The following is a 12,902-nucleotide window of genomic DNA, read 5'->3' on the forward strand; positions in this document are numbered from 1 at the left end:
CCTCGGCGAGCTGGTCGATGCCGCGGGCCAGCGACAGGTCGTAGGGGCCCACCCGGGTCCGGCGCAGGCTCGTCAGGTGGCCGCCGACGCCGAGCGCGGCCCCCAGGTCGCGGGCCAGGGCCCGGATGTAGGTGCCGCTGGAGCAGGTGACGACCGCGTCGACGTCCACGACGTCGCCGGCGGCCCTGATGTCGAGCACGTCGAAGCCGTACACGGTGACGGGCCGGGCCGCGAGCGCGACCTCCTCGCCCGCGCGGGCCATCTTGTACGCCCGCTGCCCGTTGACCTTGATGGCGCTGACCTGCGGCGGCACCTGCATGATGGCCCCGGTGAGCGCCTCGACGCCCTTGTGCACCTCGGCCGCGCCCACCTCCGCCGCCGACGCCGTGGCCACGGTCTCGCCCTCGGCGTCGTCGGTGTTGGTGGACACGCCCAGCCGGATCGTGGCCTCGTAGACCTTCTCGGTCAGCGCCAGGTGCCCGAGCAGCCTGGTCGCCTTCTCCACCCCGATCACCAGCACGCCCGTGGCCATCGGGTCGAGCGTGCCGGCGTGCCCGACGCGGCGGGTGCCCGCGATGCGCCGCATCTTGGCCACCACGTCGTGCGAGGTCCACTCGCCCGGCTTGTCGACGATGATCAGACCGCTCTCGGCCATCCAGCCTTCCCCAGCTCTCGTCTGAACTTGGCCATGGTCTCCTCCACGCTGTCGTAGGAGGTGAACCCGGCCGCGTTGTGATGCCCGCCGCCGCCCAGCGCGGCGCACACGGCCGCCACGTCGACCCCGCCCTTGGACCTGGTCGACACCTGCCAGTCGCCGTGGTCGTCCTCCTTGAGCACGACCGCGATCTCGGCCTCGTCGGTACGGCGGACGATGTCGATCATGCCCTCGATCTCCGAGTACGGCAGCCCGTACGCGGCCCGGTCGACCCGCGGCACGTACGTCCAGACCATCGAGCCCTCCAGCTGCACCCGGTCGAGCGCCCTGGCCAGCACCTTGAGGTAGCCGAACGGCGAGCGGTCCCACAGCTCGCGGGCGATCTCGTCGGTGTGCAGGCCCGTGGCCACCAGCCGGGACGCCATCCGGTGCACGGCCGGGGTGGTCGAGGCGTAGCGGAAGGAGCCCGTGTCGGTCACCAGGCCGGTGTACAGGCAGGTGGCGATGTCCCGGTCGAGGCTGCCACCGAGCCGGTAGATGAGCTGCTCGGCCAGCATGGCCGTGGCCGCCGCCCGCGGGTCGATGAGGCTGTGCGTGCCGAACCCGGCGTTGGACGGGTGGTGGTCGATCACGATGACCTCCTCCGCCCTGGCCGCGTTGGGGCTGAGCAGGCCCAGCCGCTCGAACGTGGAGGAGTCGAAGGTGATCATCAACGCCGGGGCCTCGGGATAGTCGGCCGGCGGGCACAACATCTCCTGCCCCGGCAGGAACCGCAGGATCCGCGGCACCGCGAAGTACTGGTCACCGAAGGAGGCCACGACCCGCTTGCCGATCGAGCGCAGCACGTAACCGACGGCCAGCATCGAGCCGAGCGCGTCGCCGTCGGGCGACACGTGACAGGCCAGGGCGACCTCGTCGACCTGGCCGATGAGCTGGACCGCGCGCTCCCAGGAGGCCTCGGGGATGTCCGTGGCCTCCTGGGAGGGCTGCTCGGCTCGGGCGCGCACGTGCGACGTCACGCCTGGTCGTCCTCACCCTCATCGGGCTTCTTGTAGGGGTCGGCCTCGCCGGCGTAGGCCGCGCCCTCGGCCCGGCGCGCCACCTCGGCGTCCCGCGCCCTGGCGGCGTTGATCAGGTCGTCGAGCTGGCGGGCGCTGTCGGGCAGCGGGTCGTGCCGGAACGTCAGCGTCGGGGTGAAGCGCACGCCGGTCTGGCGGCCCACCTCGGCGCGGATGATGCCCTTGGCACTCTCCAGGGCGGCCGCGGTGTCGGACCGCTCCGCGTCGGAGCCGAACACTGTGTAGAACACCGTCGCGTCACGCAGGTCAGCCGTGATCCGCGTGTCGGTCACGGTGACGAAGCCCAGGCGCGGGTCCTTGATCCGGCGCTCCAGCATCTCGGCGACGATCTGCTGGATGCGGTCGGCGAGCTTGCTCGCTCGTGCGGCATCCACCATGTTCGCTCCCCCTCACGCACGACCTGGCCGTGCTGTCGTTCAATCTTCGTCGTTGTAGAGGCGCTGTCTGGCTGACAGCAACTCGATCTCAGGGCGGAAGGCCACCATCCGCTCGCAGGCGTCCATCACCTCTTTGCAGTTACCCGCGGAGGCGGAGATCACCGCGACGCCCACCTCGCACCTGCGATGCAGGTCAAGATGGCCGGTCTCGGCCACCGCGATGGACGGGTAACGTCGCTGCAGCTCGGCGATCAGAGGCCGGACGACAGAGCGCTTCTGCTTCAGCGAACGCACGTCGCCGAGCAGGATGTCCAGGGTCAGAGCACCCACATACATCGTGTGAAACCACCGCTTGGCCTGGTGGGGTGGAAGCACGACCGGCCCGCTGCGGTGGGAAGGGGGCCCGGGCGTGCGAGAGGCGCCCGGCGGAGGTTCCGCCGGGCGCCCGGCCGCGGGTCAGACCCGCGGCTTCTCCCGCATCTCGAACGTCTCGATCGTGTCGTCGATCCGGATGTCGTTGTAACCGACACCGATGCCGCACTCGAAGCCCTCGCGGACCTCGGTGGCGTCATCCTTGAAGCGACGCAGGGACGAGACGGTCAGGTTGTCGGCGATGACGACGCCATCGCGGATCACCCTGGCCTTGCTGTTGCGGACGATCGTGCCGGAGCGGACCAGCGAACCGGCGACGTTGCCGATCTTCGGCACCTTGAAGACCTCGCGGACTTCTGCGGTGCCCATCTGGACCTCTTCGAACTCGGGCTTGAGCATGCCCTTGAGCGCCGCTTCGATCTCCTCGATCGCCTGGTAGATGACCGAGTAGTAGCGGATGTCGACGCCCTCGCGCTCGGCCAGGTCGCGCGCCCGAGGCTCGGGGCGGACGTTGAAGCCGATAATGACCGCGTTGTCGTCGGCGACGGCCAGGTTGACGTCGTACTCGGTGATGGCGCCGACCGCGCGGTGCAGGACACGGAGCCTGACCTCGTCGCCGACGTCGATCTTGAGCAGGGCGTCTTCCAGGGCCTCCACCGAACCGGACACGTCACCCTTGATGATGAGCTTGAGCTCGTCGACGCGACCCTTCTCAAGGTCGCTGAACAGCTCTTCGAGGGTGCGGCGACGGCTCGACTTCGCCATGTCGGCGCTGCGCTTGCGCGCCGCGCGCTGCTGGGCGATCTGGCGGGCCATCCGGTCGTCGGTGACGACGATGAAGTTGTCACCGGCGCTCGGCACGGCCGTCAGACCCATGACCAGGACCGGACGGGACGGCGTGGCCTCCTCGACCGGGTCGCCGTTGTCGTCGAGCATCGCGCGGACGCGGCCGAAGGCCTCGCCACACACGATCGAGTCGCCCACGCGCAGCGTGCCGCGCTGGACCAGGACGGTCGCGACAGGGCCGCGGCCCTTGTCGAGGTGCGCCTCGATCGCGATGCCCTGGGCGTCCATCGTCGGGTTGGCCCGCAGGTCGAGCTCGGCGTCGGCGGTGAGCAGGATCGCCTCGAGGAGGTTGTCGATGCCCGTGCCGTTCTTCGCCGAGATGTCGACGAAGAGGGTCGAGCCGCCGTACTCCTCGGCGACCAGGCCGTACTCGGTGAGCTGGGCGCGGACCTTGTTGGGGTCGGCACCCTCCTTGTCGACCTTGTTCACCGCGACCACGACCGGAACGTCGGCCGCCTGGGCGTGGTTGAGCGCCTCGATCGTCTGCGGCTTCACGCCGTCGTCGGCCGCGACCACCAGCACCGCGATGTCGGTGGACTTGGCGCCTCGGGCACGCATGGCGGTGAACGCCTCGTGACCCGGGGTGTCGATGAAGGTGACCTTGCGGTCTTCGCCCTCGTGCGTCGTGGCGACCTGGTAGGCACCGATGTGCTGGGTGATGCCACCGGCCTCGCGCGCCACCACGTTGGTCTTGCGGATGGCGTCGAGCAGCTTGGTCTTACCGTGGTCGACGTGACCCATGACGGTCACGACCGGCGGACGCGCGGCGAGGTCGCCCTCGTCGCCCTCATCCTCGCCGAACTCGATGTCGAAGGCCTCGAGAAGCTCGCGGTCCTCCTCCTCCGGGCTGACGACCTGGATGTTGTAGTCGAGCTCGGCGCCGAGGAGCTGCAACGTCTCCTCGTTGACCGACTGGGTCGCGGTCACCATCTCGCCGAGGTGCAGCATGATCTGCACGAGCGAGGCGGGGTTCGCGCCGATACGGTCGGCGAAGTCGGACAGCGACGCGCCGCGCGGCAGGCGGATCGTCGCGCCGTTGCCGCGAGCGACCTGCACACCGCCGATCGCCGGCGCCGACATGTTGTCGAACTCCTGGCGCCTCTGACGCTTGCTCTTACGACCACGCGCGGGACGGCCGCCGGGACGCCCGAACGCGCCCGCCGTGCCACCGCCGCGACCACGGCCGCCGCCACCCGGACGACCGCCGAAGCCACCGCCGCCGCCACCGGGACCACCGGTGCCGGTACGGGGACCTGCGCCGCCGCCACCGGGACGACCGGCGAAGCCGCCGCCGCCACCGGGACGACCGCCGCCACCGCCGGGACGGCCACCGCCGCCACCGCCGCCGGGACGACCGCCACCGCCGCCGCCACCGGGACGCGGGCCACCGCCCGGACCGGCAGGACGACCCTGCGGCATCATCATCGGGTTGGGACGCGGCCCACCCGGACGCGGACCACCGGCGCCGGGACCCGGACGCGGACCGGCCGCACCGGGCGGACCGGGACGCGGACCCGCGGGACGCGGACCGGCCTCGCCGCCGCCACCGGGACGCGGCGGACGCGGCATCGCGCCGTCACGCGGCGGACCCTCACGACGCTCGCGCTGACCGGGGCCACCGCCGTCGCGGTTGCCGCCGGGACGCGGCGGACGCGACTGGCCCATGCCGCTGGCGTTGGACGAGAACGGGTTGTTGCCCGGACGCGGGCCACGCGGACCCGGCTTGGGACCGGGACCAGGACGCGGGCCGCCGCCTGCGGGCGCACCCGGACGCGGGGCCTGCTGCTGACCGCCGCCGCCACCACCGGAAGGCTGCCCGGGACGAGGCGCCGGACCGGGCTTGGGACCCGGACGGGCGGCGGGACCCGGACGCGGCCCCGGAGTCGGACGGGCGGGCGCGCCGGAACCGGCCGCGCTCTCGAAGCGGGCCTGCGGAGCCCCGGAGGTCTCGCCGCGCGCAGCCTCGGGCTGCTGCTGCGGCTGGTGGGGCATCGGCACCGGCGGACGCGGCTGCGCGCCGCCCGCGGGACCCGCGGGGCCGGGACGCGGCCCCGGCCGCGGAGCCGGACCCGGACGCGGAGGAGTAGGGGTCGGCGCCTCCGCGGCGCCGTTGCCGGCCTGGTGTTCTGCCGGACGGGGCGCAGCCTTGGGCGGCTGCGGCCTGTTGGACGACGAACCGCCGCCCCTGGAGGGCCCACCCTTCGATGCGCCCAGAGCTTCGGTGAGCCTGCGGACCACCGGCGCCTCGATGGTCGAGGACGCCGAACGGACGAACTCCCCCATCTCTTGGAGCTTGGCCATGACGACCTTGCTCTCTACGCCGAACTCCTTAGCGAGCTCGTATACCCGGACCTTCGCCACTGCACTCCCTTACTCGGCCCGGGAGGCTGGCTGTGCCGTCCGGACCGTCGTTAACTTGACGTCTTCATCGCCGCGTGCTCATCAGGCGCTCATAGCAATCTGACTCCGCCCATCAACTCGGCGTCCTACATGACATTTCGTGATTCCTCCTCCAGGTGTGCCCGCACTCGCGAGACGTCAAGCGGTCCCGGCACGCGGAACGCGCGCGGGAACGCTCGGCGACGCTCGGCGAGCTCCAGACAGCTCAAGGACGGATGCAGCGATGCACCGCGGCCAGAAAGCCGTCCTCGCAGATCAGGGACCAGATGGTCCTCGATCCGCACCAGGCGGAGCAGCTCGGACTTAGCCGTGCGAACCCTGCAGCCCACACAGGTGCGCTGTGGGGCCGCGTGGCCACCATATTCCAGCTTACCGTGTTGACGCATCTACGGAACCGGCAGCATCCTCGGCTTGTGTGTCAGGCCGGATGTCAATGCGCCATCCGGTGAGCCTGGCGGCAAGCCGGGCGTTCTGCCCTTCCTTGCCGATGGCCAGCGAAAGCTGGTAGTCGGGGACCGTCACCCGTGCGACCCGTCCTTCGAGATCGAGAACCTCGACATGGGAAACACGGGCCGGCGACAGCGCATTCCCGACGAACTCGCCCGGATCCTCGGACCAGTCGATGATGTCGATCTTCTCGCCGTGCAGCTCGGCCATCACGCTGCGGACGCGCGAGCCCATCGGGCCGATGCAGGCGCCCTTGGCGTTGACGCCCGGCTTGCGCGACCGGACCGCGATCTTCGTGCGGTGGCCGGCCTCGCGGGCCACCGCGGTGATCTCCACGGTGCCGTCGGCGATCTCGGGCACCTCCAGCGCGAAGAGCTTCTTGACCAGGCCGGGGTGGGTGCGCGACAGCGTCACCGACGGCCCCTTGTGGCCCTTCTTCACCTGCACCACGTAGGCGCGGATGCGCTCGCCGTGCACGTAGTCCTCGCCCGGGACCTGCTCGGCGTGCGGCAGCACGGCCTCGATCTTGCCGAGGTCGACCAGCACCACGCGCGGGTCCTTGCCCTGCTGGATCACGCCCGAGACCAGCTCGCCCTCGCGGCTGGCGAACTCGCCGAAGTTGATCTCGTCCTCGGCGTCGCGGAGCTGCTGCAGGATGACCTGCTTGGCGGTGGTCGCGGCGATCCGGCTGAAGTTGCCCGGAGTGTCGTCGAACTCCCTGACGACGTCGCCCTCGTCGTCGAGCTCGGCCGCCCAGATCGTGACGTGGCCGCTGCCGCGGTCGAGCTGGGCGCGCGCCTTGGGCGCCGCGCCCTCGGTGCGGAAGTAGGCGATCAGCAGCGCGTCCTCGATCGCCTTGACGACCAGGTCGAAGGAGATGTCCTTCTCCCGCTCCAGGCTGCGCAGGACGCTCATGTCGATGTCCACGAGGCTTCCCCCTTAGCCTTCGTCGCCGTCGACGTCGTCGGTGTCGTCGATCCGGCGGAACTCCACCTGCACCCGGCCTCGGGTCAGGTCCTGGTAATCGAGCCGGCGGGCGGCGCCGGCGACGTCGAGGTCGACGCCGCTCTCGTCCGCCGCCAGAACGCGGCCCTCCACCACGGTGCCGTCTCTCATCTCGGCCTTCACCAGCCGCTTGGCGGCACGGCGCCAGTGGCGCGGCTCGGTGAGCGGGCGGTCGACGCCCGGAGAGGAGACCTCAAGGGTGTACGCGGCCTGCCCCATCACGTCGTCCTCGTCGAGCGCCGTGGAGACGGCCTGGCTCACGTCGGCGATGTCGTCGAGGCTCGCGCCGCCGTCGCGATCGACGATCACGCGCAGCAACCGCCTCTTGCCCGCCTGGGTGACGGTGACGTCCTCCAGATCGAGGCCCTCCGCGCCGACCACGGGCTCCAGGAGCTTCATCAGGTGGTCGCGGGATGATGCGCTGCCCATATCGACCTCCCCTATTGTCATGTCTCAGCCGGGCGGACCTCGCCACTGGCTCTCCGCCGTCTGGCTGCGCAGCCAGCGACGACAGTTGACACCCTATCTGTACGGAGGCACGGAGAGAGCGCCACTCGTCGTGGTCGAGTGGCGGAGCGTCGCCTGACGGCGTTCCCGGGCACCAGCCCGTACGATGCTATCTGCGTCCGCAGTCACCTGGAGCCGTCGCCGTCGGCGCCCCGGTCACTGGGGACCCTCGTCACCGGGTCCGTAGTCACCGGAGGTCCAAGCCCGTGCGCCCGCGTCACCTCTCCAGGCGAGCCGTGCTGGCGGGCGGAGCGGCCGCCCTGACGGCCTGCAGCGCCTCGGGTCCCGCCGGGCCCGCGACCCCGGCGCCCGACTCGCCCGAGACCGTCCTGCTGCGGCAGGTGGTCGCCGACAAGGAGCGCACGGTCGCCCTCTACTCGGCGCTGATCGCGGGCGGCGCCGACTCCCTGGAGCCCTTCCGCGCCCGGCACCAGGCGCACCTGGCGGAGCTGCGCAAATACCTGCCCGCGGGCCCGCCGCCCGCCTCCCCGCCCGTCTCCTCGCCCGCCGGGTCCGCGCCCGCCTCGCCGGGCGCGGCGCCCAGTGCCACGCCGTCGAAGTCTCCCAAGCCCACGCTGTCACGGCTGCGGGACGTGGAGCGCCGGGCCGCGGCGCAGCGGCCCCGTCAGCTCGCCGGCCTGTCCCCCGGCGTGGCCCAGCTCCTCGCCAGCATCGGGGCGTGCGAGGCGGTCCACGCCGTGTCGCTGCCCAAGTCGTCGTGAACGGGATCGTGATGAACAGGATCGTGGTGGCAGCGTCGTGATGGCCGGGGACGACGTCGAGAAGCTGCGCAAGGCTCTGGCCGCCGAGCACGCCGCCGTGTTCGCCTACGGGCTCCTGGGGGCGCGTACGACCGGCTCCCTGCGGGACCTGACCGGCGCCGCGTACGAGGCCCACCGGGCCCGCCGCGACCAGCTCCGCAATCTGATCATCGGCCGTGGGGGCCGCCCGAACGAGTCGGAGCCCTCCTACGCGCTGCCGTACGTGCCCACGGGCGCCGCGCAGGCCGCCCGGCTGGCCGTGCAGCTGGAGAACGGCATCACGGCCGCCTATCTGGAGCTGGCCGCCGCCGCGGACCCGGCGCTGCGCAAGTACGCCGCCCTGGCCATGCAGGAGTCGGCGACCCGCGCCTACGCCTTCCAACCGGCACCGCCCGCGGCCTTCCCCGGCATGCCGGGCAGCACCCTGCCCGCGACGCCGCCTCCCACGCCGGCACCGTCCCGCTCCGGCAGCTGACGACACCACGGACGGACCGGAACGACAGCCCCCATCACGGGCCCGGGCAGCGGACCGGCCCCATCACCGGAGCCGGGACAGCTACCCGGCCCGTGGGGTGTGGGTCAGCGGCAGGCGGCCAGGATGCGGGTGGCGGCCTCGGCGAGGGGGATCTCCTCCTTGACGCCGGTCACCCGGTCGCGCAGCTCGATGACGCCCTGCGACAACCCGCGCCCGATCACCACGATCGTGGGCACGCCCAGCAGCTCGGCGTCCTTGAACTTGACGCCCGGCGAGACCTGGGCGCGGTCGTCGACGAGCACCCGCAGCCCCTGCGCCTCCAGCTCGCCGGCCAGCTCAAGGGCGGCCTCGACCTGGTTCTCCTTGCCGGTGCCGACGATGTGCACGTCGGCGGGCGCGACCTCGCGCGGCCACACCAGGCCGAGCTGGTCGTGGGCCTGCTCGGCGATGACGGCCACGGCCCGCGAGACGCCGATGCCGTAGGAGCCCATGGTGATGCGGACGGGCTTGCCGTCGGGGCCGAGGGCGTCGAGGCCGGCGGCGTCGGCGTACTTGCGGCCGAGCTGGAAGATGTGGCCGATCTCGATGCCGCGGTCGATGGACAGCGGGGAGCCGCAGCGGGGGCAGGGGTCGCCGGCGCGCACCTCGGCGGCCTCGATCGTGCCGTCGGGGACGAAGTCGCGCCCGGCGACCACGTCGGCGGCGTGCTTGCCGGGCTCGTTGGCGCCGGTGACCCAGGAGCTGCCGGTGACGACGCGGGGGTCGACGAGGTAGCGGATGCCGAGCTCGCGCAGGATCTGCGGGCCGATGTAGCCGCGGACGAGCCCGGGGTGGGCGGCGAAGTCGGCGGCCTCGAAGATGGCGGGCTCGCCGGGCGCGAGCGCGGCCTCCAGGCGCTTGAAGTCGACCTCGCGGTCGCCGGGCACGCCGATGATCAGCGTCTCGACCTTGTCGGAGCCGGGGGTGGTGACCTTGACGACGACGTTCTTCAGCGTGTCGGCGGCGGTGACGGACAGGCCGTGGCGCTCGTTGACGTAGGACACCAGGGACTCGATGGTCGGGGTGTCGGGCGTGTCGAGGACCCGCATCGGCGCGGCGCCGTCGAGGTCGCGGGCGGGCGGCGCGGTGGTGGTGACGGCCTCGGCGTTGGCGGCGTAGCCGCAGGAGTGGCAGGCCACGAACGTGTCCTCGCCGGTGGGGGTCGGCGCCAGGAACTCCTCGGAGGCCGAGCCGCCCATCGCGCCCGAGGTGGCGAACACGATCTTGTACTCGATGCCGAGCCGCTCGAACGTGCGGATGTAGGTCTCGCGGTGCTGCTCGTAGGAGCGCTTGAGACCGTCGTCGTCGAGGTCGAAGGAGTAGGAGTCCTTCATGAGGAACTCGCGGCCGCGCAGGATGCCGGCCCTGGGCCTGGCTTCGTCGCGGTACTTGGTCTGGATCTGGTAGAGCGTGACCGGGTAGTCCTTGTACGAGGAGTATTCGCCCTTGACCATGTCGGTGAAGAGCTCCTCGTGCGTGGGGCCGAGGAGGTAGTCGGCGCCCTTGCGGTCCTGGAGCCGGAACAGGGTGTCGCCGTATTCGGTCCAGCGGCCGGTGGCCTCGTAGTACTCGCGGGGCAGCAGGGCGGGGAAGAGCACCTCCTGGCCGCCCATCCGGTTCATCTCCTCGCGGACGATCCTGGTGACGTTCTCCAGCACCAGCTTGCCGAGGGGCAGCCACGAGTAGATGCCGGGGGCCACGCGGCGGACGTAGCCGGCGCGGACGAGGAGCTTGTGGCTCGGCACTTCCGCGTCTGCCGGGTCGTCCCGCAGGGTGCGAAGAAACAACGACGACATGCGCAGCAACACGGCTACTCCTTGCTCGGGCCTGGATCTGAAGGATTACAGGCTATCGACTCGGGGAGCCGCGCCGCGCGAGGTTAATCGGGCGCGAGTCCGGATCGGCCCGGATCGCCGGGCTCGCGGCCGGTACGCCCGCTCAGACCGAGAGGGGCCGGTACGCGGGCTCAGGCCGAGAGGGGCAGCCAGCCGCCCACGAAGACGCCCAGACAGACGGTGAACAGTCCGGCGAAGACGGCCGAGACCGCCAGGGCGCGCACGCGGGCCCGCCGGTTCCTGCGCAGCACCACGACCAGGGCCACGGCCAGCAGCGCGACCACCGTGGCGGGTCCGGGCCAGAACGACTGCTCGCTGTCGATGAAGCCGGGGGTCGCCCGGTCGACGACGTCGGCGATCAGCAGCGCGCCGATCGCGCCCGCGGCCAGGTCGCCCCAGCGGTCCCGCCTGCGGGTGACGTAGGCGAGCAGGCCGAGGCCGACGAGCAGGCCGACCGTCCAGTTCAGCCCGGCGACGCCGCCGCCGATGACGTCGAAGCCGTCCACTCCGCGCAGCGCGCTCGCGCCCATGGCCGCGACCACGGTGGACACGGCCGCGAGGAACGTGGTCAGCAGCGCCCAGCCGAACCCCGACGCGGTGGCGCCCACGACCAGCGCGAGGGTCAGGTAGGCGTACGGGTCGTAGAGCTGGCCGAACCATTCGGGGCCCTTGCCGGCGGTGAGCATGCCGACGAGGCCGACGGCCAGTCCTGCCAGGAAGGCCGCCAGCACATGGCGTTCCATGCGGCGCAGACGCCGGTCGCATTCGGCGAAGTCGGCGTACTCGATTGCGGTGTGGTTCATCTTCATTCCCTGGTCAATCCCTCCCCCGGAAATGTCTAGGGATGACCGCATCCAGATTATGTATCCATCCAAAAAAGGCAAATTTCGGTCATCCGTATCTAAGGCAAGCAATCGCTTGGTTTACCATGCTCGGGTGACCCTCTCCGTTGAGCTCGGCGCCGTCGTCCGTGCCTACCTCGCCGACCGACCGGACGCGACCTGGCAGGCGTTCGCGCGGGACGTGGGCGCGGCGGGGCTGCTCGTGCCCGAGCGGTACGGCGGCGCGGGCTGCGGCCCGGCCGAGGCGGCGGCCGTGGCCGAGGAGCTGGGACGCGCGCTGTCACCCCACCCGTTCCTGCAGTCGGCCGTGCTGGCCGTCGGCGCGCTCATGGCCGACGGGGACGAGGACGCGCGGGCCCGGCTGCTGCCGGAGCTGGCCTCGGGGGCGGCGACGGCGACCGTCGTGCTGCCGGGCGACGGGGACCTGGCGCTGGCGGACGACCGGCTCTCGGGCTCGGCGCCGTACGCGCTGGACGGCGAGATCGTGCTCGTCTACACCGGCGGGCACCTGGTCGAGGCCGAGCCGACGCGGCGGACGGCGTACCCGACCATGGACGAGACCCGCCCCCTGGTCTCCCTGACCTTCGACCGCGCACCCGTACGAAGGCTGGGCCCGGGGACGTCGTGGGCCCGCGTACGCGACCTAGGGATCGCGGCCCTGGCGGCCGAGCAGACCGGCGGCGCGGCGCGCTGCCTGGAGATGGCCACCGAGTACGCCCGCTCGCGCCGGCAGTTCGACCGGCCGATCGGCTCCTTCCAGGCGATCAAACACAAGCTGGCCGACGTCCTGCTGCTCGTGGAGTCCGCCCGCTCGGCGGCACGGGCGGCGGCGGAGGCGGCGGACACAGAGGCGGAGGTCTTCGCGGCCGTCGCGGGGTCGTACTGCGCGGAGGCCTACCTGACGGCGGCGGGCGAGAACATCCAGGTGCACGGCGGGATCGGGGTGACCTGGGAGCATCCGGCGCACCGGTATCTCAAGCGGGCCACGTCCGACGCCCAGCTCCTGTGCCCGCCGCGGACGCATCGCGCCCGCCTGGCCGCGCACGTCTTCGGCGAGGCGTGAGGCGGCTCAGCCGCCGAGCAGCTCCTCCCACGGATGGCGGGTGTTGGTGCGGCGGGTGGTGTCGAGCGCCTCGGCCAGCCGCCACAACCCCGGCCGCGCGCGCACCCGCGCCCGGCCCATGGGGTCGATCGCGCGCAGCTCGAAGCGCACCCCCAGCACCTCCAGCACCGCCGAGCCCGCGCCCGCGGGGCCGGCGGCC

Annotated in this window: 13 protein-coding genes and 1 pseudogene; 3 read left to right on the forward strand and 11 right to left on the reverse strand. The window is 72.0% G+C overall.

Annotated elements, in window-relative coordinates:
* The 8 genes from truB to rimP form a co-directional block, all read right to left on the reverse strand.
* On the reverse strand, nt 1-655 hold a 655-nt coding region (gene truB / locus ACWCSD_RS34615; RefSeq protein ID WP_449921283.1), incomplete at its 3' end, for a tRNA pseudouridine(55) synthase TruB.
* A complete protein-coding gene (locus ACWCSD_RS34620; protein WP_449921285.1) occupies nt 637-1,674 on the reverse strand; it encodes a DHH family phosphoesterase in 1,038 nt (345 codons plus the stop codon). The genes ACWCSD_RS34620 and truB, both read right to left, overlap by 19 nt.
* Nucleotides 1,671-2,111 (reverse strand): 30S ribosome-binding factor RbfA, encoded by a 441-nt coding sequence (rbfA, locus tag ACWCSD_RS34625; RefSeq protein ID WP_358298430.1) that lies wholly within the window; start codon nt 2,109-2,111, stop codon nt 1,671-1,673. The genes ACWCSD_RS34620 and rbfA overlap by 4 nt, the downstream gene beginning before the upstream one ends.
* A gap of 39 nt (nt 2,112-2,150) precedes the next feature.
* A complete protein-coding gene (locus ACWCSD_RS34630) occupies nt 2,151-2,447 on the reverse strand; it encodes a DUF503 domain-containing protein (RefSeq protein WP_352320823.1) in 297 nt (98 codons plus the stop codon).
* 120 nt (nt 2,448-2,567) lie between these two features.
* The gene (gene infB, locus ACWCSD_RS34635) at nt 2,568-5,690 is read right to left on the reverse strand and encodes a translation initiation factor IF-2 (protein WP_397160883.1); all 3,123 of its coding nucleotides are present in this window, start codon (nt 5,688-5,690) and stop codon (nt 2,568-2,570) included.
* A gap of 125 nt (nt 5,691-5,815) precedes the next feature.
* Nucleotides 5,816-6,115 carry a YlxR family protein gene (locus ACWCSD_RS34640; RefSeq protein WP_352365338.1) on the reverse strand — a complete coding sequence of 100 codons (300 nt, stop codon included), beginning with the start codon at nt 6,113-6,115 and terminating at the stop codon, nt 5,816-5,818.
* Complete coding sequence (nusA, locus tag ACWCSD_RS34645; protein ID WP_397160885.1) at nt 6,099-7,103, reverse strand: transcription termination factor NusA; 1,005 nt, start codon at nt 7,101-7,103, stop codon at nt 6,099-6,101. The genes ACWCSD_RS34640 and nusA overlap by 17 nt, the downstream gene beginning before the upstream one ends.
* A 12-nt stretch (nt 7,104-7,115) precedes the next feature.
* The gene (gene rimP / locus ACWCSD_RS34650; RefSeq protein WP_449921292.1) at nt 7,116-7,610 is read right to left on the reverse strand and encodes a ribosome maturation factor RimP; all 495 of its coding nucleotides are present in this window, start codon (nt 7,608-7,610) and stop codon (nt 7,116-7,118) included.
* A gap of 284 nt (nt 7,611-7,894) precedes the next feature.
* On the opposite strand from rimP, the gene ACWCSD_RS34655 reads away from it, so the two are divergent.
* Both ACWCSD_RS34655 and ACWCSD_RS34660 read left to right on the forward strand, forming a co-directional pair.
* Entirely contained in the window at nt 7,895-8,410 is a 516-nt protein-coding gene (locus ACWCSD_RS34655) for a hypothetical protein (RefSeq protein WP_397160887.1), read from the forward strand.
* A 40-nt stretch (nt 8,411-8,450) separates the two neighbouring features.
* Complete coding sequence (locus tag ACWCSD_RS34660; protein WP_449921299.1) at nt 8,451-8,924, forward strand: ferritin-like domain-containing protein; 474 nt, start codon at nt 8,451-8,453, stop codon at nt 8,922-8,924.
* 104 nt (nt 8,925-9,028) lie between these two features.
* On the opposite strand, the gene ACWCSD_RS34665 is transcribed toward ACWCSD_RS34660, so the two are convergent.
* Nucleotides 9,029-10,771, reverse strand: a complete 1,743-nt coding sequence (locus tag ACWCSD_RS34665; protein ID WP_358298442.1) for a proline--tRNA ligase — start codon at nt 10,769-10,771, stop codon at nt 9,029-9,031.
* A 158-nt stretch (nt 10,772-10,929) separates the two neighbouring features.
* Entirely contained in the window at nt 10,930-11,601 is a 672-nt protein-coding gene (locus ACWCSD_RS34670) for a hypothetical protein (RefSeq protein WP_397160893.1), read from the reverse strand.
* 133 nt (nt 11,602-11,734) lie between these two features.
* Between ACWCSD_RS34670 and ACWCSD_RS34675 the strand changes: the two genes are divergently transcribed.
* Nucleotides 11,735-12,703 (forward strand): acyl-CoA dehydrogenase family protein, encoded by a 969-nt coding sequence (locus tag ACWCSD_RS34675; RefSeq protein ID WP_449921296.1) that lies wholly within the window; start codon nt 11,735-11,737, stop codon nt 12,701-12,703.
* Between the two features lie 6 nt (nt 12,704-12,709).
* On the opposite strand, the pseudogene ACWCSD_RS34680 reads toward ACWCSD_RS34675, so the two are convergent.
* A pseudogene (locus ACWCSD_RS34680) lies at nt 12,710-12,902 on the reverse strand (hypothetical protein); the annotation flags it as partial.

The sequence above is a fragment of the Nonomuraea sp. NPDC001684 genome (assembly GCF_053596515.1).